Genomic DNA, 23,149 nt, shown 5'->3' on the forward strand with positions numbered 1-23,149 from the left:
TTGTTCAGATAATTTCATAAAGATAAATCTTCCAATATTCATTATCGTCATAAAATAACTTTATTAACTTGATTTGGTCATTTTTTATTTTTGCTGAAGATAAAATAAACCGACAGTTTATCTTTTTTAGTAACTCAAAATTAAAGTTCAAATTATTAATTTCCCTTTTTTCATCATTATTTAAATAATCTCTCCCCAATTCATTTGTAAATGCATAACACCTTGACCCCCAATTATCAAAGTAAGATTTAAGAACTGCATTTTTATTTAGTTCTCCTTCAATGATTTGTCTAAATGATTTTTTGTAAAATAAAGGATAGGAGGGCAAGTAAGCATCAACTGTTTTAATACCATTAAATTGTGCAATAGCAGGGTGAATTCCAATATTAATTACCCGTTGATCTTTCACATATTCTCTTTTTATGCTTTCAAAGATTTTTTTGGAATAAAACTCTTTAAATGTGATTTTCTCTTCGAAAAATATATGTTTATTTAAAATGTAACCAAATTGAAATAGCATCAGACTAATAATAATTATTTTAACAATGACCTTATTATAAGTCTGATATATTATTGTAAGTATGTAGCCATACATTATGTACCACATAGTAGGAAACATAAAATAGAACCGATCTAACTGTATAGGGAAAATTTTAAAAATTGGTTTAGCAAAATCAAAAATATCCGTTTTTTTAAATCCGTAATAAAAAGATACAATCATTAAAAAGACTATTATTAAATAATACTTTATAGTTATTTTTTTGAAGATTTTTGGAATAAAAATAGGTAATAGAATTATCCAAAAAAATAAATCATTTAGCAATGGTTTTACATGAATTTGCCCATTTAAAATTAACATCTTCATATTATAAAAAGCCTTATCATAATTTGGAACAGAGGCTTTAAATTCTATTCTATGACTAATAACATGATTAAATAAAAAAGTATATATACTCGGAGAAAAAGCTACTATATATGTGATTGATAAAATTAATAATCCTACAAATAGATTTTTATTAATATTTTTCGATTTAAATAAATCAAAAAATAGAATAAATGTAAAAATCACCAATACAAAAAAACCAGTTAACACAGGTGAAGTTGTAAATCCTAAAAATATCAATAATATATAATCATAATGAGTTATTTGGCTTGTTCTAAAATTCAATAAAATAAAGAAAAATAAAGGAACTCCTGCTATGTCAAGTGTATAAGACCAAAAAGGTAATATTGAGAATAAAAAAGCAGTGAATTGAATAATTATTGTATCTTTTTTTTCTTTAATGAAATACCTTTTCAACAAATAATACAATCCGAAAAAGGCTACAAAAGACATCAATAATCTGCAAAAAATATAACCCCAATACATTCCGAATACTTTGAATATTAGAATATATAAGCTGTATTTTGACATAATTGATGATATATCAATATTAATAGCTAGAATATTACCTATCTTATCATTTGGTAAAGGGAAAAATTGAAATGAATCTATAACAACTTTCATCCATGCTAAATTAGAATCTAAATTATCATGGATTCTAATGTAAGAATCTTCACCAAATATAAAATAGGGTAAATAATACCCTACTATTATAATTGAAAAAAAAATTAGTGAATTCGATTCATTTTTTAGAATTCTTTGAATCATTATTTTACCAAAGTTTGTTTTTGATTTTATTTAAAAATTCTTGATCAAAATTAAATTTACGAGCGAATAAGTAATGATCTTTATTTGAAGAAGAATTATTTATGATATCAATATGTTTATCACTCATTAGCTCAGGATGTTTATTTCCATGTATCCATTGTGTGTAAGTAACTGTTTTTCTTATTCTAGACTTAAATATAGAGTTTGACAAAATTGTTTGAAAATAAAACTCATCTGGTAAAAAAGAAGTTAACACATTCTTTGTGAAGTCTTTATCATTATTATATTTTTCAATGACAAACAATATTGCATCTTTAGGTAAAGCCCACCATGTTCCTCCGTAATATAATTGTCGATCATTTTTTTTCTTATAAAAAAGAGCTATTATTTCTTCAACCATAAACACAATTATTTTTTTCAAATTCATCTTGTTCTTTGGTATATCAAAATATTTATATCTAAATCGATCTGATGAACCCATGAAATAAGTACGTCTTCTTTGATAGATTTTTTTTAAAGACATATCCATAGGAGTTGAATCAATATAGCAGCAGTCGTCATCGAACAACTTCTTTTTTATATCATGTTGATTTTTAATTGGAAAACATGCTCCGCTTAACAAAACAAACCTTTCACCATTTCCATTTTCTAAGGCAAATTTTACCGTTTCAATAATTGCTCTTAAAATACTTGCACCACCCCATTTAACACTAATTCGATTGGGTACTAAATAAACATTTTTATATTGCTCAAATTCACTTTTTTGTATCTTAAATTTCAAGTCTAAGTGAATAAAGATTTCATTATTATCAACATTAAGAGTTTCAATCAAATTAAAAAGTTGTTTTTTGTTATTATGAGCAACTATTATATAATTAATTTTTTTGTTCATGATAATTAGTAAATTTTTGTAGTCTTGTCAATAGTTTTTTACTAAATAAATATTCATTTTCTGTTTCTAGAGATTCAAATATAATTTTTGAATGTAACACAGTATTTATTTTGAAGACATTTTCTAATGGATAACCCATCATAATGATATCAAAAATTACAGATGAATTAAAGTGAATAATCAAATCATAATCAAAATAATTTAAATTTTCTGCTGGTAGGTTAAATGGAAGAACTTTTACATTAGCAAAATCATTATATTTTGAAGGAATTTCTCTTGGATGTGGTTTAATATGAATTGATTTTTTATTTTTAGTAATAAGTCTATAATTTTCGTAATAATTTCAGATTCTTTTTGTTCTGAAATTTTTTTCTGCTCTGACAATGGTGAAGTTAATAATAAGACAGTATTAAAATGATTCTTTACATTACCTTGTGATCTCAAATTTGATTTCGGAATTTCTATTAACTTATTTAGATTGTTGCTTTTCTTAATTAAATCTAATCTCCTTACATAAACTTTATCAGCTCTTTTATCATTTCCTAAAGCATAAACATAATTTAAACTAACACCAAATATTATTGGCGTTAAGGCTGAATAAATAAGATTAAAGATTCTATGTTCAAAAGTATTTTCTTTATAATATCCAATACCTTCTTCTACTAGAATTATTTCTAACTTTTGATTAAACTTTAAAACGTAGTGATAAAATAATTGATCGAATATAGATTTATCTGAACCTGAAAAAATATTAAAAGAAATACCTGAGTTTGAATTTAAAAAAAGAACTATTTGTTCTTTATACTTTTTAAGTATGGTTCTTACTTTTTTATACTCTGATAATGGTTTAGCAATTAGTTTTTTTAGTAATATGTCCTCTTCATAAATATGATGGATTTCTACGATTTGATCATTCGGTATTATTTCAAATAAATATTGTTCATCCACATATTTTGATATAAATATATATAGATCACCTTCTATTAAATTATGATCAATTAAATTTTTATATTGAACAGCTTGAAAAGGTGTTAAAATTATTAATATATTATTTGTCATTAATTCTTAAACATGTAACATGTTTACAAAATAAAAAATTATAAATAAAATACAAGATGGTATAAAAATCAATTTTTCGAAATTGAATAAAGTTGCTTTAGATTTTTCATAGCTCTTTTTAAAAATAAACCAACTTTCAAAAATAATTAAACTAAATATATAGCTAATAGGTAATGCATAAATATCCATAAATGGAAATAATACATAAAATAAAATTATTTTTATGATACCGGTAACTATTACAATTTTATGAGCAATTATTGTATTTGTCATTAAAGTGTAATACTGTCTATGCATTATACTGAACCTCTCAAGCAGAATGGCGAGAGATAATAAAAACCAAATATCAAAAGTTATAAATTCAGTTTTTGATGATATTATATCTAAAAGTAAATGGCTAAATAAATAAACTCCAAAAACCCCAAGAGTTATAATTAAATAACTAAGATTCATTGATTTATTCACGAGATTAATTTGTTCTTTTTTCCTATTTTGTGCTTCTAAAACACTCATTTTAGGTAAATTTGGATCAAATGCACCAACAGAAATTTGATTTATTTGCATAATTACTCTATTTGCAAAAAGGTAAGCTGCAGATAAGTTTACAGGAATTAAATTTGACACAACTACATTTAAAATAATGTTTACTCCATAACCTCCAATACCTGCTGCAAAACTTCGCTTTGCTCTTGATTGAATATTATCCCAAACTTTTGAATCAAACTCAACATTTGTAACAGGATAAGATTCTTTCACTTTTTTGCATAAAAACCGATTTTTTAAAAACAAAGCAACATGCATAAAGTAAAAAGTTGTAACAATTAATATAAATGATGGATATAATAAAGTAACAATTGCTGTTAGTAGTAAAGAAAATAAGTTTATAATAGCATCCGTCCTTCTCATTTCTGCAACCTTGTTTACTCCAATAAGAAAAGAGGTATAAGAATTACCAAACAAAGAGAAAACTATAGATATCAATAATATTACCCAACTTAGCCAATATTCATTGTAATTCCCATCAATACTATTAATAGTTTTAAAAAGTGATATCGGCCCTAAGAATAACAATAAAACAAAAGCAATTATTGTCACATAGAGATATACTTTTCTAGAAACCTTTTCAATCTTAAATATTAATTGATAGTTTGGTTCATCTTGGTTTATAGAAAATTCATTAAGAGAAACGCTCCCACCTAAAGCATAAGAATACGCTCTTGAAATATTGTTCACTAGACCAAGATCTAAAATATCTTTAAAGCTAAATATTAATTGAAATAAAAACCATAAATTAATTACTTCAACGGGAAAAGTTCTTAATAATAAAGGTAAAATTAGTAGTACATTACCAATTTTACCTATCATACTTGCCCACGTCATAAGAGTGGGATTATTAATAATTTTATTAAACATATCAAACTTTTAGCTAATTTTCAATATCAAATAGCGAAAATGGTGTTCCCTTATTAATATCCTTATTTACTTTTTTGCCTAAAACTTTCAACAAATATTTTGGGTGAAGCCCTACACCTGGTCTTAATGATTTAATATTATCCTCTGTTAGGATATCTCCTTTTTTTAAATTTTCAACAATAAATAGAGATCGACCTCTTTTTCTACTATCTTCAGCTTTATCGGTTAATTTATAATTTACAGATCCCAATGCTAACTCTAAATTTCTTACTGAAGTAATCATATTTTTAAATTCTTCAGGTTCCATTGAGAATGTAGAATCAACGCCTCCCATTTTTCTATCTAAGATGAAATGCTTCTCTACTACTCTTGCGCCCAATGCAACTGCTCCTAATGGTACAGTCGAACCCATTGTATGGTCTGATAACCCAACAATTTCCAAATTAAAAGTTTCCTTTAAGTTTGGAATTACATTAAGGTTAATCTCTTCAAAAGGTGCTGGATATGCTGTAGTACATTTCAATAAAATCACATTATTATTACCTTCGTTATAGCAAGTTTCAATAGCTAATTCTATATCACTCAACTTAGCTATTCCTGTTGAAATAATAATTGGCTTTTGCTTGCTAGCTACATATTTTATCAATGGAATATCAGCAATCTCCAGAGAGGCAATTTTATAAGCGGGGACATTCAAATCTTCCAAAAAATCAACATCTTTTTTTGAAAATGGCGATGAAAAGAAATCCAATCCCAATTCATTACATCTTTTTTGAAGATCATAATGCCATTCAAAAGGAAGAGCTGCTTTTCTATATAAATCATATAATTTTTGACCTTTCCATATTGTCTTTTCTCCAGCCATAAATAGTGGATCTTCTAAATTTAAAGTCATGGAATCAGGAGTAAAAGTTTGTACTTTTACTGCATCAGCCCCACTTTCTTTAATAGCATCTATTGTTTCTAATGCTGTTTGAAGACTTCCATTATGATTAGCTGAAAGTTCTGCTATAAAATATGTTCTATCTTTTGATAATTTCATTTTAAGATCAAATCAATAATATTTTTAACCGCATCTTTACTAAAGACGTCTTTATTTAAAAATGCTCTTTTTTGAAACGTGGAATAGTCCTTTTTAATTTTACTTAAGGAGGATTGGAAGTGTTCAATATTAAGTTCTTTTGAAAGGCCTAAATCAATCATAGAACTTATTTTTGATGCCATAACTGCACTTCCCCTTGCATTTGGTATTGCATGCCCTACACTTAAGATTGGAATACCAAGATAAACTAATTCATAAGTAGTTACCCCAAAAGTAGAAATAACTAAATCACAATCTTCGAAATAAGAATAATCAAAATCTACTAAGTGAATATTAGATGATAGTTCCCTTTTTAATATTTCCAATTCATCTTTTTTGATAAAATTAACCCCAATGAGTGCAAATATTTCGTATTCTGAACCATTTAGAAAAGATAAAAGCTTAAGCATTACCCCTTCAGGATCACTTCCTCCTGTGGTGACAATAATTTTTTTTATTTTTTCTTTTTGAATTAGATTATTGCTACGGTATTTCTCTAAGGAATCATTGAAAATTACATAATTAGATCCATGATATAAAATACTTAATTCCCCTTCTTTCCACCTAGAATCATTTAAATATTCATTATCGTTATGGATAGAGGGTAAAATAAACTTATCTACTTTGAACTTACTTTTTGAATTATTCTGGAAAAATATTATTTCGGCTTTTTCTTTAATAGAAGTAATAAAATCTAAAGAATAATCATAAATAATATCAAAATAGATTTTATCAGGTTTAATGGTATTTATATTAGAAAGTAAAAACTCCTCTTCGGATAAGTTATTCTTATCAATAACTAAAATTTCATTGTCTACTCTACTTTCAAAGATAGATCGTGATACTTGATCAAATTCTACAAGAAGAATAATTTCTACACTACTCTGTTTTAACAACTGATTAATTAGAGTGATAGTTCTTGACAAATGCCCTAAACCTATTTTGGCATATGCATCCATTCTAATTATCAATTTCATTTTATTCAACTTTACCTATTACTCTAGAAGGGTTACCTACAACTTTTGTAAAATCATCAATATCTTTAATAACTACTGATCCCATACCTACAAGTGACCATTTCCCAATAGTTATGTTTTCTAAAGTTGTTGCATTAGTACCTATGTATGCACCTTCTTTCATAACCACTGAAGCACCAATACATGCATTATTAGCAACATAAGAGTAGTCCTCTAATTGTGCATCATGCCCTATCATGGATTGAGCAAAAATATGTATAAAGTTACCAATTTTGGTATTTGGACCTACATTCACAAATGGTTGAATACAAACTCCATTACCAATTTCCGAAAATTTTGATACTGCTGCAGTTGGATGAATAACAGTGGCGAATTTATTTAATGGAATAGATAGATCCTTTAATTTATGTAAAAATTTATAATTTAATTTTGTAGAAATTAAACTATAAAAGTAATATACATCATCATCAGCTAAGTATTTAGCTACAGTTTCTTTATTTATATTTCCAAGTATAGGGTAACCATTAATATCTCCCTCAACATTATCATTAAGAAAACCTATAATTTCCCAAGTTTTTTTTACCTGATTAATATCTTCGACTGTTGAGGCTACAACAGTTCCATTACCTTGCCCCCCAATGATTATTAATTTCTTCATTATTTTTTATTAATTCTTTTTACTTTTTCTAAAAGTTTTTTTGCTGCCGCAACCATTGGAGGTCCAATAAATACATTATTTTTTACAGCTACACCTTGACCTTTTGCCTTTGCTTCTTCAGATAAAACAAGCATTTCTTCTGCCTTCTGAATTTCTTCATTGCTTGGTGTAAAGTATTTATGTACTAATGGTAATTCTTTTGGATTTAAAACTAAACTACCTTCGAACCCAAGTTTTTTAGCTAGTATTAAATTCTTTTCTAAATCTTCTAAATCGTGTACTTTGATATGAACAGTATCAATAGGAGCTACACCATTTGCTCTAGCTCCAAGAGCAATCATAGATCTCGCATATGAAATACTCAAACCTTCTGCATCATGAACACCTTCTAAGTCAGTCACAAAATCCTCACAACCAAAAGCTACTGCTACTACCCTATTTGGACATGCTTGGCATATATCTTGAATATTTAGAACTGCTGCAGTGGTTTCTATTAAAGGGATAATTTTAAAATGCCCTATTGGATATCCTTTCTCGTATTCTATAGTTTCGAGTAATTTTCCGAAAAAATAAATATCTTCACCTTTTTTAGCTTTCGGATAGGTAAAGCCATCAACTCCATCAATCGTTAATTGAGTTACATCTTTCAAAAGTTCACCACTTTCTCTATCATTAACTCTAGGGTAAACACCATAATTATCAAACTTCCCAGATTTCACATAATCTATGATGTTATTTCTAGCTACTTGTTTGTTTTTATATGGTTGAACAGAGTCCTCAATATCAAGCAAAAGAACATCTGCATCCGATCTTCCTGCACTACTCATCAATCTCTCGTTATGAGCAGGTACAAACATTAAACTTCTAAAGGTATGTGTCATATTATTTTTTGGGGATTAATACTTTTCTTCTGAAAGTTAATATATGAATGTTGTCTTGATTATACGCTTTTGTTTCAACATAAACTATTCCTCTATCACTTTTTGATTTAGAAGGTCTTTTATCTAAAACTTCTGTTTCTGCATAAATAGTATCTCCAATAAAAACTGGAGCTACATGATTAACTGATTCGTATTGCAAATTAGCAATAGCTTTACCACTTATTTCAGAAACCGTCATACCTACAACTACAGAAAAAACAAGAGTACCTACAACTAAAATCTTTCCATGCTGATGAGATTCACAGTATTTGGTATCTAAATGAACTGGGTGATGATTCATTGTGAGAAGTGAAAACATATTATTATCACTTTCAGTTATTGTTTTTCCAGGCCAGTGTTTAAAAATAGACCCAATTTCGAATTCTTCATAATAGTGACCAAATTTATCACTACAATCTATTATTTTATTTTCCATTAATCACTTTATGTTTTAATTCAGCTAATATCCAATCATCCATAGTATCAATATCTTGTACCTTCATTTGAGGTAATTCAAATCCTCCTCTTCTAATTGAAGATAATTTTGAACCTTTTTTAACCCAATAAAATGAGCCAGAATCATGATACATTTCTTCTAAATCTTGAGACCTTGTTTTAATATTTGCTTGATCTATAAATTCAACAAATCCATTATGATCCATACTTTGAGCTCTTTGTATAGGATAAGAAAATTTTGCTAAAGGCCTTATGGAATCAAAGTTTCCAGTCAATAAAAGATCATAACCCTTTTTTAAGTCCTCAACTGTTAATAAAGGAGCAGTTGCAAAAATACAACAGACATGCCCTATATTTCCATATAAATTAATATAATGTGAAGTAACCTCTTCTATAACATCAGCAATTCCTGCATAGTCATTAGAGTTTTCCTTTGACCTTAGAAATGGAACTTTTGCTCCATATTCTAAACTAATTCTTTTTATCTCAGGATCATCTGTTGAAACCATTACTTCATCAAAAAGTCCTGATTCAAGTGCTAATTTAATACTATAACTAATTATAGGTTTTCCATTGAATAACTTTATGTTTTTCTTTGGAATTCTTTTACTTCCTCCTCTAGCAGGTATAATAGCTATGTTCTTCATTTAGTAAATTCCAAGACTTTATCTATAACAAATTGTTGCTCATCATCTGTTAGCGTTGGATACATTGGCAAGCTTAAACATTGTTTGTAGTAATTTTCAGCTATTGGAAGAACCACATCAACATTGTGTTCTTTGTAAAAAGGCATTTTGTGAAGTGGTATATAATGTACCTGTGCAAATATGTTATTCTCCCTTAAGTGATTGTATAATCCCAAACGGTTTTCTACTTGTATTACATATAAATGATAAGCATGGTCAATATTTGCTTGAACTTTGGGTGTAATTACATTAGAAGCAGAAAAAGCCTTATCATATTTTTGAGCAATTTCATTTCGTCTTTGAATACCTTTTTCTGCACGATCAAGTTGGCTTTTTCCTAAAGCAGCTTGAAAATCAGTTATTCTATAATTATACCCTAATTCAACCATCTCATAATACCAACCGCCATGATTTTCCTCTAAAACATCTGGATTTTTAGTAATACCATGAGTTCTCAATGATAATAACTTATTATAAACATTCTCATCATTAGTTGTAACCATTCCTCCTTCACCAGCAGCAATGTGCTTAACTGGATGGAATGAGAAAATTGCAGCATCTGCAAATTTTCCATTACCACATTTTTGCAAGTGATTAGAACTATCATAAAAAGCTCCTCCTGGAGCATGGCAAGCATCTTCTAAAAGAAATAAGTTATATTCATCACATAACTTTTTATATTCTTCAAGATTTACAGGATAACCAGCAAAATCTACAGGAATAATACCTTTAAAAGTTCCTTTAGGGTGTTTTTTTAAAAGGGCTCTTACTTTATTTAAATCTAATAAAAAAGTGCTCGGATCAATATCAGAAAACACAACCTCCCCTCCTGCATATTTAATACAATTGGCAGATGCTGCAAATGTGTTTGGAGTAGTAATAATTTTATCACCAGGCTCAACTCCTAATGCTAATATAGATAAATGTAGAGCTGCTGTTCCGTTAGCAACAGCAACTGCATATTTAGATCCAACATATTTCGAAAATTGTTTTTCAAATTCTAAAATTTCTGGACCTTGAGTTAAAAAATCTGAATTCAATGCTTTAACTACTGCATTGATATCATCTTCATTAATGTCTTGTCTACCGTATGGAATAGCTTTCATATGTTTTAATAATTATGCCTCAAAATTAGGATCAACATATGTTTTTATTTTTTCTCTTAATGTATCTACAGTTTCCCATTCTGTATTTTCACCTGAGTTATATTTAAATCCAAATGGGACTAATTTTGCATTGTGGTGTTCTAAGAATTTCTCTCTTTTGTGTACAAACGAAACTGAAGGTAAAATTGCATAGTATTTTTCCATTTCAATTGTATTTAAAGAATCAGATTCAGTAATCATTTCTTCATGGAGTTTTTCTCCAGGTCGAACTCCAACAATTTTGATTTCACAATCTGGTGCAACTGCTTTAGCTACATCTAAAATCTTGTAACTTGGTATTTTAGGTACGAATATCTCTCCTCCTAAAGCATTTTCAATTGCAAAGAAAACAAGTCTAACCCCATCTTCTAAAGAAATATTAAACCTTGTCATTTCATCATGAGTAATAGGTAAAATACCTTCCTCTTTTTTATTCATAAAAAAAGGAATAACAGATCCTCTAGAACCCATTACATTACCATATCTTACTACAGAGAATTTAATATCTTTTGAACCTTTTATGTTGTTTGCTGCACTAAATAATTTATCTGAAGCTAATTTTGTTGCTCCATATAAATTAATAGGTGCACATGCTTTATCTGTACTTAATGCTACTACATCTTTAACTCCACATGTTAACGCTGCATCAATAACATTTTCAGCACCATCAACGTTTGTTCTAATACATTCAGTAGGATTATATTCAGCTGTATCAACTTGTTTTATTGCCGCAGCATGAATAATCACATCAATACCTTCACAAGCCCTTGTTAGTCTTGCTTTATCTCTGACGTCTCCAATAAAAAATCTTAATTGAGGATACTCAGAATGAGGGTAGTTTTGCTTCATTTCAAATTGTTTTAACTCATCTCTAGAGTAAATTACAATTCTTTCTACCTCTGGATAATCAGCTAAAATCATTTTGATAAACTTTTTACCAAATGACCCAGTTCCTCCAGTAATTAAAACTTTTTTCCCGTTTAGCATATTTTTATTTTTTTATTTTTTTAGATACCAATCCACTGTTTTCACAATACCACTTTCAAAATCTTCGTCAGCTTTCCAGCCAAGTTTGTCCTCCAATTTTGTAGCATCAATAGCATATCTTCTATCGTGCCCTGGACGATCTGTTACAAAAGTAATCAACTCTTTATAGGATTTACCATTAGTTAAAGGTTGTTTACTATCTAAAATACTACAGATCTTATCGACAATGTACAGATTATCTCTTTCATTTCTACCACCAATATTATACGTTTCTCCTAGAACGCCTGTGTGATACACTAAATCTATACCTTTGCAATGGTCTAAAACATATAACCAATCTCTAATATTCTTTCCATCTCCATAAATAGGAATAGGTTCTTGAGACAAAGCTTTTCTAATAATTGTAGGAATTAGTTTTTCTTTGTGTTGTTTTGGACCATAATTGTTGGAACAATTTGTTGTCACTACATTCATTCCATACGTATGAAAATAAGATCTTACAATCATATCTGATGATGCCTTAGAAGCACTGTATGGAGAATTTGGTGCATATGGTGTTTCTTCAGTAAACAAACCTGTTTCACCTAGAGTACCATACACTTCATCCGTAGAAATATGATGGAATTTACAATCTTTATACTCCTCCTTATATTCAAAAGGTCCATTCATCCAATACTTTCTTGCCACATCAATCAATACAAATGTTCCGTGAACATTCGTTTGAATAAAAGCTTCAGGACCTATAATTGAATTATCTACATGAGACTCTGCAGCAAAGTGAATTACACCTCTGATATCATACTTTTCAAATATTGATTCAATAAGATCTCTATCACAGATATCTCCCTCTACAAAGGTATATCTTGGGTTTTCCTCAATTTCTGATAAATTTGTCAGATCACCTGCATAGGTCAATTTATCTAAATTGATTAATTGATATTTTTCGTATTTTTCTAAAAAGTAAGGAACAAAGTTGGAACCTATAAAACCGGCTCCTCCCGTGATAAGAATAGAAGACATAAATTATATTTTTGGTAATAACAATTGCACAAAGGTAATTAAAAGTTGATTCCTAATCTATCAACTGAAGACAATTCAAAAGGCTATCTTGCCAATAAGGAATTGTTACATTAAATGTTGTTTTGATTTTTGACTTATCCAGCAAACTAAAGCTAGGTCTTTTTGCTGGCGTTGGATAAGCTGATGTTGGGATTGGATTTACATTCACATCAACTTTTTTCATCAAGAAAATTGTTTTCGCGAAATCATACCAACTTGCTACACCTTCATTACTAAAATGATAAATGCCAAAACTTCCTTCGCCATCTTTAAGTATTGATAATATCGACTCGGCAAGATCTCTTGCGTAGGTAGGTGTTCCAATTTGGTCTACAATTACACCTAATTCACCTCTTTCACGACCCAAACGAAGCATTGTTTTGACAAAATTATTCCCGAAACTACTATACAACCATGCAGTTCTTAAGATATAATATCGTTCAGTTGCTTCTTGTATAGCTTGCTCTCCTTTTAACTTTGTGTCCCCATATACTCCCAATGGGCTAGTTGGCATATCTTCTCTATATGCTGTAGAACTATCCCCTCCAAATACAAAATCTGTTGATACATGAAATAGGATAACACCTTTATCTTTACAAACTTTTGCAAGATTTTTTGGACCTTCAACATTTACTTTATAAGCTAAGTCTTGATCAGATTCTGCTTTATCAACAGCGGTATAAGCCGCACAATTAACACAAAAATCAAACTGACCTTGATCAAAAAACTGCATCACTTTATTTAGATCAGTGATATCCAAAAGATCTACATCAACAAAAGTGAAGTTTAAATCTTTATGATTGTTTGATAAAAATTGTAGCTCAGATCCTAATTGACCGTTGGATCCCGTGACTAGTATATTTTTCATTATTTCTTTTTCAAATCAGATAAGAGAGGTAATAATTGATCTTTTTCAGATATTATTTCTTTACCTGCTGGAATTTGCCAATCAATATTTAATTCTGGGTCATTATATTTAATTCCTCCTTCTGATTCTTTGTTATAATAGTTATCACATTTATAAGCAAATTCTGCACTTTGCGTTAAAACAGAAAAGCCATGAGCAAATCCTCTAGGAACAAACAATTGACGCCTATTTTCTGCAGATAATTCAACCGCTTCAAACTGACCATAAGTTTCACTATCAGGACGTAAATCAACGGCTACATCAATAACTTTTCCTGATAATACTCTTACCAATTTAGCTTGAGCATGTACACCTTTCTGGTAATGTAAACCTCTAATTACACCATAAGTGGAAGAGGATTGATTGTCTTGAACAAAATTAACTGCCAACCCGGTTGCTTCAGTGAACTTCTTCAAATGAAAACTTTCAAAAAAATAACCTCTTTCATCTCCGAAAATTTGAGGTTCAATAATGTAGCAATCTTTTAATTTTGTTGATGTAATTTTCATTCCCTTCGATTATTTTAAAATATTTAAAATATACTGACCGTAACCACTTTTTACTAAAGGAGCAGCAATTTCCTCTAATTGTTCTTTATTAATGTAACCCATTCTGTAAGCGACTTCTTCTATACACCCCACACTTAAACCTTGCCTTTCTTCAATAACTCTTACATATTCTCCTGCTTGCATTAAAGAAGCGAAAGTACCAGTATCCAACCAAGCTGTTCCTCTGTTCATTATACCAACTTGAAGTTTTCCTCTTTTAAGGTACTCTTCATTTACTGTTGTGATTTCTAATTCACCTCTTGGGCTTGGTTTTACATTCTTGGCTATTTCTACAACATCATTATCATAAAAATACAAACCTGGAACTGCATAGTTTGATTTAGGAACTTCTGGTTTTTCTTCAATAGATATCGCTTTATTATTTTCATCAAACTCAACTACCCCATATCTTTCAGGATCCGTCACATGATAAGCATATACACAGCCACCATCTACATCATTATTAGCTTGTAATAATTTGGATAACCCAGATCCATAAAAAATATTATCTCCTAAAATCAAGGAAACTTTATCATTACCAATAAACTCTTCACCTATTAAAAATGCTTGAGCTAAACCTTCAGGTTTTTCTTGTACAGCATAAGAAAATGAACAACCTAATCGAGAACCATTTCCTAATAACTTTTCAAATAAAGGGAGATGTTCAGGAGTAGAAATAATTAGAATTTCTCTAATCCCTGCCAACATCAATGTTGACAAAGGATAATAAATCATTGGTTTGTTATATACTGGCATCAACTGTTTACTCACAGCTAATGTAAGAGGATGAAGTCGTGTTCCTGATCCTCCTGCTAATATAATTCCTTTCATAATTCGAATATAAAAAAAGGTATGTAGACTTATCTAAAAACCCACATACCATTCAACTTTATCTTTTTAAACTTAAAATTACAATCCCGATTTTTTCTTTAAATAAGTATTTAAATCAACAAGAACACTAAAGGATAAAATAATAATAAAACCAATCAACATCCCTAAAACAGTTTTACTTTTAGTTGAAAGTGACACTGTATTTAATTCAGAAAATCTATTTACAAATTCAATATTTCCTTCAACAGTTAATTGCTTTCTAACAATCATTAAGCTATCTGAAATATTCCTCTCCGCTAACATCGATTCCATCGACATGTCTCCACTTTGTCTAATAACGCCATCAGGGTTTTCTGCAGAAACATGTAATACATTAGAATTACCTGATCTTTGATTAGCTTGGCTTTCAATTACGTTTTTGTAAGCTTTAGTATATGCTTTTAATTCTGCTTTTTGTTCGATTAAAGTAGCTTCTCTATCTTTTAAACCTGCTCTATAAACCTGTTTATACCTATTGATATATTCATTATTACTAAAGAAATATTCAAATCCTTTTTGTATATCTTGTTTTGATAAATCTTGTGTTTTAGTACTTATGGTGATATCAAAACGTTCTTCATTCTTTAAGGATTCCATCAAAAGTGAATCAGCAGATTCTTCAGCTACTTTTCCTTTTAAATATTTATCCATGTAACCAACAGAAGTGATTTCTGATATACTATTTACCGTTTCAATCGGCAAATTAAATTGTTCAGAAAGTTTCTTATAGCCATCTTCGTTACATAGTGAATTCAATTCAATAATTTCATTGTTAAAATCGACACCTTTTAAATAGGGTGAATTCACCGATGCTTTAGATGAATAATATTGAGATGTATTTTTCATCAAATAGCCTGTTACACCTCCGATAACTACTGCAATACCAATAACAATTTTCCAAGAATATACTTTTTTATATAAGTAGATTAGAAGTGATAAAAATCCATTAAAAAAACCTGTAAAAATAGATTTAATCTTATCTCCTATAATTGAAAATAACTCAATTAAATCGATTTCATCATTGGTGTTTTTTGATGATTGATTACCTGTATCTTTATTAGAATGTTCCATCAATTATTATATTATTAAAAGTACAACCGCAAATATAATTAGAAATCTTTCGATTAAAGTATAGATTAAGGATTTTTACTTTAAATAATTGTAATACCAAATTGTAGCCTCCTTTAAGCCCTCTTTAATATTATACTTTGGGTTATAACTCATTAAAGTCTTTCCTTTTTCAATAGAAGCCAAAGAGTGTTTTACGTCTCCTTGTCTTGGGGGACCAAAAGTAGGATTAATTTCTTTTACTTTTGGATCGAATTCTGATAAATACTCCTGAATTAAGTAATATAATTCTTTCAGATCTGTTCTTTCTCCAAAAGCTACATTATAGACTTCATTTAAGGCGTTTTCATTATCTGTAATTGCTGCCTGCTCGTTGGCATGCGTTACATTCTCGATATAAGTAAAGTCTCTTGAGTTATCACCTTCTCCGTTAATTGTGGGTGACTCCCCATTCAACATGGCAATCACAAACTTTGGAATAACAGCAGCATAGGCTCCATGAGGATCCTGACGGCGACCAAAGACATTAAAATATCTCAAGCCAATAGTATCTATTCCATAAGTTTTATGAAATACATCTGCATATAATTCATTCACATACTTTGTTACTGCATAAGGAGAAAGTGGCTTTCCGATTTTATCTTCTTCTTTTGGTAATCCTGGATGATCCCCATAAGTGGAAGATGAAGCAGCATAAATAAATCTTTTTACATTGGCATCTTTTGATGCTGTTAGCATATTTAAGAAACCAGATATATTTACCGCATTTGTTGTGATTGGATCGTTAATAGAACGAGGAACAGATCCTAAAGCAGCCTGATGAAATACAATCTCAACTCCTTCTACTGCTTTTTGGCAATCTTCAATATTTCTGATATCACCTTCGATAAAAGTACATTTTGGATGATCCAAAAATGCTTGGATATTTTCTCTTTTTCCTGTTGAGAAATTATCCAAACAAATGACTTCATTATCTTGAGCTAAAAATTTATCGACTAAGTTGGATCCAATAAAGCCTGCTGCTCCTGTAACTAATACTTTTCTCCCTTTAAGCATGTTGTATTAAAGTCTGTCTGTAACGTATTTTCTATCTAGAACACTCTTCACATCATAAACAATAGGATTGTTTGATGTTAGTGCATCCCAATCTATTTCTTCTTGGAAAGATTTATGAGATACTGCATGAATAATAGCGGCATAATTCTCTCCTACTTTCTCTACCAAATCTAAGTCATACTCTTCCTTTACTTCATCTTTGTCCGCATGTGGATCAAAAACTTCAACGTTCATGTTGAAACTCTGAAGTTCACGGATCACATCAATTGCTCTGGAGTTTCTGATATCTGGACAATCTTCTTTGAAAGTAATACCCAACATTAGAATTTTAGCTCCTTTTTCTATTGATGATGATTTTTCCATCATCAAACGCAATACTTTATTGGCAACATGTGCACCCATACCATCGTTTATACGACGACCTGCAAGAATTACCTCTGGGTGATAACCTAAAGATTCTGATTTATATGTTAAATAATATGGATCAACACCAATACAGTGTCCACCTACCAAACCTGGACGGAAAGGAAGGAAATTCCACTTGGTTCCTGCTGCTTCTAAAACTTCTAATGTATCGATACCTACCTTATCGAATATTTTAGACAATTCATTCACAAAAGCAATATTTAAATCTCTTTGTGAGTTCTCAATTACTTTTGCCGCTTCTGCGACCTTAATGCATGAAGCCTTATGAGTACCTACTTTCACCACTACCTGATACATCTGATCCACTTCCTCTGCAATTTCAGGAGTTGAACCGGAAGTAACTTTCATAATATTGTGCACCCTGTGTACGTGATCACCCGGGTTAATTCTTTCTGGAGAATAGCCTGCATAAAAGTCTTGGTTAAATTTCAAACCACTCACTTTTTCTAAAACAGGAACACATTGTTCTTCAGTACAACCTGGATAAACAGTAGATTCATAAACAACAATATTACCATACGATAATACTTTACCCACTGTCTCACTAGCCTTCTTTAATGGAGTTAGATCAGGTGTTTTATATTCATCGATGGGAGTTGGTACTGTTACAATATAAATATCTGCTGATTTGATCACATCTAAATCAGAAGTATAAGTAATATCTTGGGTAACTGACTCTAATTCATCAGTGGTTACTTCAAGTGTATGATCTTTGCAATTATTCAATTCGTCAATTCTTGGTTGATTAATATCAAAACCAATCACTTTCACTTTATTTTTTGCAAATTCAACAGCTAAAGGCAAGCCAACATAACCTAAGCCTATAACACAAATAGTTTTGTTCATTATTTTAGATAGTGAATATGAAATGGGAACAACATCAAGAGTTCTGTTTACTTACAGCAGCACAAAGTTGTGCAAAATCTAGCCCCAATCAGTTATTAAAAAATTTTGACTCTAATTTATTACATAAAGAAACAATAAGGTAATTTATATATACTTTTCTCCTTTTTGTTCTTTAGCATTCTTTAGAAACTGCTTTACACGTTGCTCATGATCTTTATTACAAATCATTAAAACATTATCGTATTCAGCAACAATATAATTTTCCAATCCTTGTACTACTACAAGTCGATCGGACGGTGTTTTTACAATTGAATTAAATGTTTCGTAGGCCATAACATTACCTTGCAATACATTTTCTTCTTCGTTTTTAGGTGCTTGCTCATATAATGATTTCCATGTACCCAAATCAGACCAACCAAAATCTGTACGCATTACATACACATTGTCTGCATGTTCCATGATTCCATAATCTATTGAGATATCTCTACACTGATGATAGATCTCATCTATAGCATGGCTTTCCTCTGAAGTGTAGAATTTGTCTTCCACTGATGAGAATAAATGATCTACATCGTCCAAGTATGTTTTAAAGGCATGTTTGATTGATTTCGCATTCCAAACAAAAATACCTGCATTCCATACAAAGTCGCCACTTAATACAAATGCACGAGCTAATTCTTCATTGGGCTTTTCAGTGAAGGTTTTCACTTTATAAAGTACTTCCAAGCGTTCATTATTTAATGCTTGAATATAGCCATACCCTGTATCAGGTCTATTTGGTCGGATACCTAAAGTAATCAATACATCATTTGATGCTGCATAGTGCAATGCTTTTTCAACACGCAATTGGAATTCAGGAACATCCAAAATTACATGATCGGCAGGTGCAACTACAATATTTGCATGTGGATCTTTTAAACCAATCTTATAACTCGCATAAGCAATACATGGTGCTGTATTTCTTCTCATTGGCTCACATAATACCTGATCTTCACTTAAAAACGGTAATTGTTCCAATGTAATGTCTTTATAGGCTTGACTAGTCACCACAAAAATATTTTCTTTCGGACAAACAGGTTCAAAACGCTCTGCTGTCATTTGAATCATGGTCTTCCCAACACCTAAGATATCTTGAAATTGCTTTGGACGGCTTTCTCTACTGTATGGCCAGAATCTACTTCCAACTCCACCGGCCATAATAACAACATAGTTATGCTTATTTTCAGACATATTTATACGAATTTTACTTCAGACAGTATTTCTGCCCCAAGTCTTTGGTTTAATCTTTTTACAACATGTTCTCTGGCCATATTTAGTTCATTTCTGAGGGCCGGAGTATTTAATTTAATATAGAGGGTTTTACCTCTAAGTCTTAGTTCTTGAGTTCTAGAAGCAATCGTATGACCCATTACTTCATCCCAAACCTTGTTTAACATAGCTTGGTTATAACTCTTACTTTTATTTAGAGTTTTGACAAATTTCTGCATCGCCTCTCCAATCCCAATCGTCTCATGCTTCTTGGGAATAGGAGTTCTTTTTCTAAATCGATATACAGTCTTCTTTTCTTCAGCCAAAATGTTCTATTTCTATAAAATGAGATGCAGTATTAATTTCCTCCATCAATGATTTAGACCGTTCAGGTCGAGCATCTGTCAAAATTATTTGACCAAATTTCTTTTCTTTGATCAACTCTAACAACTTTTTGATCCTATTATCGTCCAATTTGTCAAAAATATCATCTAAAAGTAAAATTGGAACTTTAGACAACGTCCCTTTTAATAGAGAATGTTGTGCCAATTTTAAAGCGATGATAAATGATTTTTGTTGACCTTGGGATCCATATTTCTTTAATGACAAATCGGATAATTGAAATTCAAAATCATCTTTATGAATTCCTTTTGTAGTCCTTTGTAAAACCACATCCTTCTCCCAGGCTTCTTGATAAATCTCCTCAAAATTATCTTTCGAAAATTCAGATTTATAGCGAATTGAGGCTTGCTCTCTTCCCTCAGATAAAAATGAATAGGATTCCTCAAAAAATGGAAGAAATTTAGTAACAAATTCTTGTCTCTTTTGATTGATTAATTTCCCATTTTGAAGTAAAGCATGATCATAAGGTGCTACCCAATCGCGATTAGGCATTTGCCTTTTCTCTGCAAATAGCTTCAAAAGCTCATTTCTTTGCAATAAAGCTCTTTGATAATCAATAAGGGCTTTTAAATATACCTTATCGTACTGGGAGATCACACTATCAAAATACTTTCGACGAATCTCGCTTCCTTCTCTCAAAAGATCAGTATCATTGGGAGCTATTAATACACAAGGATACTTCCCAAAATGATCGCTAAACTTCTTGTAGTCTTTTCCGTTGACACTAAATTTTTTCTTCGGCTTTTGAAACTGACAAATAACAGTATCCACTTGATCACGATGAATAAACTTACCAGAAATTGCAAAAGTCTTCTCACCGTGACGTACATTTTGTTGCTCAGTATAACTGAAAGCACTTTTCGTCATAGAAAGCAAATAAATCGCATCCAGCATATTGGTTTTACCTATTCCATTAGGTCCCACTATACAGTTTACTCCTTCTTTTAACTCTACTGTTTGTTCAGAATAGCTTTTAAAATCTTTTATGTACAACCGCTCAATAAACATTCAACGTCTTTTTTGATAGAATGCAAAGATAATTATCTATTCATTAAGGATTGTAATAAAACCGGAAAAGGGGTATCAGAATGTCCTTGTTTTCTGTTTTGTTTACCAATTTTATAGATTCTCCACCAATGGGCAAACAAATCTTTATAGGCAGCGAATAATGAATTTTCCGGGTCGTAAATATGAGCAGGTTCAGAGTTCACACCATTCAACTCCATCACTTTAAAATCACCATTGATCAATGATTGCTCGTCTTTCGCTTTTAAATCATACCTTCCAAAATAAAAGCCATCAATATGAGAAGAAATTTCATCAAAGACTTTAGTATCTAATTTTGATATCAAGTAATTTGCATCATTGAAGATAGCTCCTCTAGAATGATTTCCCATTTTTGATAACATGAAAACCTCTCCATTATCAACTACTTCATGCAAACGATCTTCGTACTTTTCTTTCAAAAAATCTAAATACAAAGAGGCTCTTTGATGTCCTTCAAAGAGTTGAAGTAAATTACTTACTCCATCTCCAACAACGTAAAGTTCTCCTTTATAAACAATGGATGTGATTTTCCCTTTTAATTGATCAGGATAACGTACATACATCACCCCATATTCATCATTCGTATCGATAAACTCTTGCAAGATAATTTCTTTGGGCTGAGGTCTTAAATATTCTTCTAAATCTATATCAGATTGGATTTTTTCTACGCCACTTCCTCTTTCTCCTTCATTGGGTTTTAAAATGATAGGATATTCTAACCCCAAAGATTTCATAGAAGCTTTCACTTCATCAACAGAAGGAGTATCGAAATAAAAATCACTTTTAGGGACATACTTTTGAGGTATCTGCTTTAATACATCATATTTTGAATAATCGAAAAACCCGCCGTATTTCATTCCTGGGTTGACTGACGTCATGAAGCTGAGTGACCTCGACATCATGGATAAAATGAAATAGAGAAAGTAAACAGGAATGTAGAAAATATAATAAGGCCAAAATTCCCATTTAAATATGCGATATCTAAAATTGGGCTTAAGATTCATGATTTAATACTTTTTGAGGCAAAGAGGCAAAGTCTTTCTCAGTGGAAATACGATCGTGATAACACATATCCACCTTTTGATCATCTACAAGTAGCTGTGTGGTACTTACCGTACAAAACTGAGGTCTAAGCATAGATAAACCTGAAATTTGTTCAATATCTTTATCTAAATTTTCATGAAATTCTAATATTTCATGATTACTTCTTTGTTCAGAAGATAACCAATTTAAAAATTGATGTGTTCTCCTTTCTCTTTGAATTGAATTATATAATGTCACAGACGACCAAATATGTGGCTGTTCAGGATCAAGCTGATTTTTTGTTCCTTTTTTACCATCCCATATAAACTGATATATCTTTCTGTTTATCTTGTTTTCAATAATTACTAAAGTGAAGGGTTCTACATTAGTAAAATCATAATCCGATAAATAGTCATCTATATTTTCTGAAAGTAACGCATCGATCACCACTTTACCTCTAGAATGCTTGTATGGCGGCGTCGGAGTATGAGGTGTATAAGCTCCATTCAGTAAACAAACCACCCTCGAATGCTCATTAGCACCAAGCCACGTTCCTAAAGCTTGTCCATCTATTGGAGCAAGATAAGAAACTCCTCCTTGTTTGTGTACGGAAGGAGCAAAAGCAGTCGACCTACTTTTCATTTCATCCCTGTTGGATGTGAAAAGATACGATTTTGGTGAGAGCGGTATATAAGTAAGCGTACACATATATCGATAAAATTCT

The 23,149-nt window shown here is 30.5% G+C and carries 24 protein-coding genes; all 24 read right to left on the bottom strand.

The window, feature by feature from the left end; all coding sequences use genetic code 11:
* Positions 1-4: 4 nt before the first annotated feature.
* On the bottom strand, positions 5-1,651 hold the full coding sequence (locus MY04_RS14355; RefSeq protein ID WP_066210629.1) for a DUF6044 family protein: 1,647 nt from the start codon (positions 1,649-1,651) through the stop codon (positions 5-7).
* Between the two features lie 4 nt (positions 1,652-1,655).
* A complete protein-coding gene (locus tag MY04_RS14360; RefSeq protein WP_066210631.1) occupies positions 1,656-2,543 on the bottom strand; it encodes a beta-1,6-N-acetylglucosaminyltransferase in 888 nt (295 codons plus the stop codon).
* Between the two features lie 237 nt (positions 2,544-2,780).
* Positions 2,781-3,602: a polysialyltransferase family glycosyltransferase gene (locus MY04_RS14365; RefSeq protein WP_066210635.1), complete on the bottom strand. Its 822-nt coding sequence runs from the start codon at positions 3,600-3,602 to the stop codon at positions 2,781-2,783.
* A 6-nt stretch (positions 3,603-3,608) separates the two neighbouring features.
* Positions 3,609-4,982, bottom strand: a complete 1,374-nt coding sequence (locus tag MY04_RS14370; protein ID WP_158297708.1) for a lipopolysaccharide biosynthesis protein — start codon at positions 4,980-4,982, stop codon at positions 3,609-3,611.
* A gap of 46 nt (positions 4,983-5,028) precedes the next feature.
* The gene (pseI, locus tag MY04_RS14375) at positions 5,029-6,057 is read right to left on the bottom strand and encodes a pseudaminic acid synthase (protein ID WP_066210638.1); all 1,029 of its coding nucleotides are present in this window, start codon (positions 6,055-6,057) and stop codon (positions 5,029-5,031) included.
* Entirely contained in the window at positions 6,054-7,073 is a 1,020-nt protein-coding gene (locus tag MY04_RS14380; protein ID WP_158297709.1) for a hypothetical protein, read from the bottom strand. Before MY04_RS14380 ends, pseI begins: the two co-directional genes overlap by 4 nt.
* A gap of 1 nt (position 7,074) precedes the next feature.
* Positions 7,075-7,731: a NeuD/PglB/VioB family sugar acetyltransferase gene (locus MY04_RS14385; protein WP_066210642.1), complete on the bottom strand. Its 657-nt coding sequence runs from the start codon at positions 7,729-7,731 to the stop codon at positions 7,075-7,077.
* A complete protein-coding gene (locus MY04_RS14390; RefSeq protein WP_066210643.1) occupies positions 7,731-8,612 on the bottom strand; it encodes an HpcH/HpaI aldolase/citrate lyase family protein in 882 nt (293 codons plus the stop codon). The genes MY04_RS14385 and MY04_RS14390 overlap by 1 nt, the downstream gene beginning before the upstream one ends.
* 1 nt (position 8,613) lies before the next feature.
* The gene (locus MY04_RS14395) at positions 8,614-9,087 is read right to left on the bottom strand and encodes a MaoC family dehydratase (protein WP_066210646.1); all 474 of its coding nucleotides are present in this window, start codon (positions 9,085-9,087) and stop codon (positions 8,614-8,616) included.
* Positions 9,077-9,754: a pseudaminic acid cytidylyltransferase gene (gene pseF, locus MY04_RS14400; RefSeq protein ID WP_066210648.1), complete on the bottom strand. Its 678-nt coding sequence runs from the start codon at positions 9,752-9,754 to the stop codon at positions 9,077-9,079. Before pseF ends, MY04_RS14395 begins: the two co-directional genes overlap by 11 nt.
* Positions 9,751-10,899 (bottom strand): UDP-4-amino-4,6-dideoxy-N-acetyl-beta-L-altrosamine transaminase, encoded by a 1,149-nt coding sequence (gene pseC / locus MY04_RS14405; RefSeq protein ID WP_066210650.1) that lies wholly within the window; start codon positions 10,897-10,899, stop codon positions 9,751-9,753. Before pseC ends, pseF begins: the two co-directional genes overlap by 4 nt.
* A 12-nt stretch (positions 10,900-10,911) precedes the next feature.
* Positions 10,912-11,925 (bottom strand): UDP-N-acetylglucosamine 4,6-dehydratase (inverting), encoded by a 1,014-nt coding sequence (gene pseB / locus MY04_RS14410; protein ID WP_066210652.1) that lies wholly within the window; start codon positions 11,923-11,925, stop codon positions 10,912-10,914.
* A gap of 12 nt (positions 11,926-11,937) precedes the next feature.
* Positions 11,938-12,945, bottom strand: coding sequence for a dTDP-glucose 4,6-dehydratase (rfbB, locus tag MY04_RS14415; RefSeq protein WP_066210654.1), 1,008 nt, complete (start codon positions 12,943-12,945; stop codon positions 11,938-11,940).
* Between the two features lie 52 nt (positions 12,946-12,997).
* Entirely contained in the window at positions 12,998-13,852 is an 855-nt protein-coding gene (gene rfbD / locus MY04_RS14420; protein WP_101958151.1) for a dTDP-4-dehydrorhamnose reductase, read from the bottom strand.
* Positions 13,852-14,400 (bottom strand): dTDP-4-dehydrorhamnose 3,5-epimerase, encoded by a 549-nt coding sequence (rfbC, locus tag MY04_RS14425; protein WP_066210657.1) that lies wholly within the window; start codon positions 14,398-14,400, stop codon positions 13,852-13,854. Before rfbC ends, rfbD begins: the two co-directional genes overlap by 1 nt.
* Before the next feature lie 9 nt (positions 14,401-14,409).
* Positions 14,410-15,270, bottom strand: a complete 861-nt coding sequence (gene rfbA / locus MY04_RS14430; RefSeq protein WP_066210659.1) for a glucose-1-phosphate thymidylyltransferase RfbA — start codon at positions 15,268-15,270, stop codon at positions 14,410-14,412.
* Positions 15,271-15,348: 78 nt separating this feature from the next.
* Positions 15,349-16,380 (bottom strand): hypothetical protein, encoded by a 1,032-nt coding sequence (locus MY04_RS14435; RefSeq protein ID WP_066210660.1) that lies wholly within the window; start codon positions 16,378-16,380, stop codon positions 15,349-15,351.
* A 75-nt stretch (positions 16,381-16,455) separates the two neighbouring features.
* Positions 16,456-17,433 carry an SDR family oxidoreductase gene (locus MY04_RS14440; protein WP_066210662.1) on the bottom strand — a complete coding sequence of 326 codons (978 nt, stop codon included), beginning with the start codon at positions 17,431-17,433 and terminating at the stop codon, positions 16,456-16,458.
* Positions 17,434-17,439: 6 nt separating this feature from the next.
* Positions 17,440-18,705: a nucleotide sugar dehydrogenase gene (locus tag MY04_RS14445; RefSeq protein WP_066210663.1), complete on the bottom strand. Its 1,266-nt coding sequence runs from the start codon at positions 18,703-18,705 to the stop codon at positions 17,440-17,442.
* A 144-nt stretch (positions 18,706-18,849) separates the two neighbouring features.
* Positions 18,850-19,935, bottom strand: coding sequence for a mannose-1-phosphate guanylyltransferase (locus MY04_RS14450; RefSeq protein ID WP_066210664.1), 1,086 nt, complete (start codon positions 19,933-19,935; stop codon positions 18,850-18,852).
* A 2-nt stretch (positions 19,936-19,937) separates the two neighbouring features.
* Positions 19,938-20,279 carry a DUF721 domain-containing protein gene (locus tag MY04_RS14455; RefSeq protein WP_066210665.1) on the bottom strand — a complete coding sequence of 114 codons (342 nt, stop codon included), beginning with the start codon at positions 20,277-20,279 and terminating at the stop codon, positions 19,938-19,940.
* Positions 20,272-21,363, bottom strand: a complete 1,092-nt coding sequence (gene recF, locus MY04_RS14460; protein WP_066210667.1) for a DNA replication/repair protein RecF — start codon at positions 21,361-21,363, stop codon at positions 20,272-20,274. The genes MY04_RS14455 and recF overlap by 8 nt, the downstream gene beginning before the upstream one ends.
* 32 nt (positions 21,364-21,395) lie before the next feature.
* The gene (locus tag MY04_RS14465) at positions 21,396-22,280 is read right to left on the bottom strand and encodes a D-alanine--D-alanine ligase (protein WP_158297710.1); all 885 of its coding nucleotides are present in this window, start codon (positions 22,278-22,280) and stop codon (positions 21,396-21,398) included.
* 115 nt (positions 22,281-22,395) lie between these two features.
* Positions 22,396-23,133, bottom strand: coding sequence for an NRDE family protein (locus MY04_RS14470; RefSeq protein WP_084005893.1), 738 nt, complete (start codon positions 23,131-23,133; stop codon positions 22,396-22,398).
* Between the last annotated feature and the right edge of the window lie 16 nt (positions 23,134-23,149).

Origin of the sequence: Flammeovirga sp. MY04, assembly GCF_001682195.2 — a bacterium.
Lineage (GTDB): Bacteria > Bacteroidota > Bacteroidia > Cytophagales > Flammeovirgaceae > Flammeovirga > Flammeovirga yaeyamensis.

Excerpts from the sequence above, each read along its gene's own strand:
- MY04_RS14365 (WP_066210635.1), bottom strand. The coding sequence starts at position 3,602 with ATGACAAATAATATATTAATAATTTTAACACCTTTTCAAGCTGTTCAA.
- MY04_RS14380 (WP_158297709.1), bottom strand. The coding sequence starts at position 7,073 with ATGAAATTGATAATTAGAATGGATGCATATGCCAAAATAGGTTTAGGG.
- pseC (WP_066210650.1), bottom strand. The coding sequence starts at position 10,899 with ATGAAAGCTATTCCATACGGTAGACAAGACATTAATGAAGATGATATC.
- pseF (WP_066210648.1), bottom strand. The coding sequence starts at position 9,754 with ATGAAGAACATAGCTATTATACCTGCTAGAGGAGGAAGTAAAAGAATT.
- MY04_RS14395 (WP_066210646.1), bottom strand. The coding sequence starts at position 9,087 with ATGGAAAATAAAATAATAGATTGTAGTGATAAATTTGGTCACTATTAT.
- MY04_RS14370 (WP_158297708.1), bottom strand. The coding sequence starts at position 4,982 with ATGACGTGGGCAAGTATGATAGGTAAAATTGGTAATGTACTACTAATT.
- pseB (WP_066210652.1), bottom strand. The coding sequence starts at position 11,925 with ATGCTAAACGGGAAAAAAGTTTTAATTACTGGAGGAACTGGGTCATTT.
- MY04_RS14470 (WP_084005893.1), bottom strand. The coding sequence starts at position 23,133 with ATGTGTACGCTTACTTATATACCGCTCTCACCAAAATCGTATCTTTTC.
- MY04_RS14435 (WP_066210660.1), bottom strand. The coding sequence starts at position 16,380 with ATGGAACATTCTAATAAAGATACAGGTAATCAATCATCAAAAAACACC.
- MY04_RS14445 (WP_066210663.1), bottom strand. The coding sequence starts at position 18,705 with ATGAACAAAACTATTTGTGTTATAGGCTTAGGTTATGTTGGCTTGCCT.
- MY04_RS14385 (WP_066210642.1), bottom strand. The coding sequence starts at position 7,731 with ATGAAGAAATTAATAATCATTGGGGGGCAAGGTAATGGAACTGTTGTA.
- rfbC (WP_066210657.1), bottom strand. The coding sequence starts at position 14,400 with ATGAAAATTACATCAACAAAATTAAAAGATTGCTACATTATTGAACCT.
- MY04_RS14390 (WP_066210643.1), bottom strand. The coding sequence starts at position 8,612 with ATGACACATACCTTTAGAAGTTTAATGTTTGTACCTGCTCATAACGAG.
- MY04_RS14440 (WP_066210662.1), bottom strand. The coding sequence starts at position 17,433 with ATGCTTAAAGGGAGAAAAGTATTAGTTACAGGAGCAGCAGGCTTTATT.
- MY04_RS14355 (WP_066210629.1), bottom strand. The coding sequence starts at position 1,651 with ATGATTCAAAGAATTCTAAAAAATGAATCGAATTCACTAATTTTTTTT.
- rfbD (WP_101958151.1), bottom strand. The coding sequence starts at position 13,852 with ATGAAAAATATACTAGTCACGGGATCCAACGGTCAATTAGGATCTGAG.
- MY04_RS14450 (WP_066210664.1), bottom strand. The coding sequence starts at position 19,935 with ATGTCTGAAAATAAGCATAACTATGTTGTTATTATGGCCGGTGGAGTT.
- pseI (WP_066210638.1), bottom strand. The coding sequence starts at position 6,057 with ATGAAATTATCAAAAGATAGAACATATTTTATAGCAGAACTTTCAGCT.
- MY04_RS14465 (WP_158297710.1), bottom strand. The coding sequence starts at position 22,280 with ATGACGTCAGTCAACCCAGGAATGAAATACGGCGGGTTTTTCGATTAT.
- rfbB (WP_066210654.1), bottom strand. The coding sequence starts at position 12,945 with ATGTCTTCTATTCTTATCACGGGAGGAGCCGGTTTTATAGGTTCCAAC.
- recF (WP_066210667.1), bottom strand. The coding sequence starts at position 21,363 with ATGTTTATTGAGCGGTTGTACATAAAAGATTTTAAAAGCTATTCTGAA.
- MY04_RS14360 (WP_066210631.1), bottom strand. The coding sequence starts at position 2,543 with ATGAACAAAAAAATTAATTATATAATAGTTGCTCATAATAACAAAAAA.
- rfbA (WP_066210659.1), bottom strand. The coding sequence starts at position 15,270 with ATGAAAGGAATTATATTAGCAGGAGGATCAGGAACACGACTTCATCCT.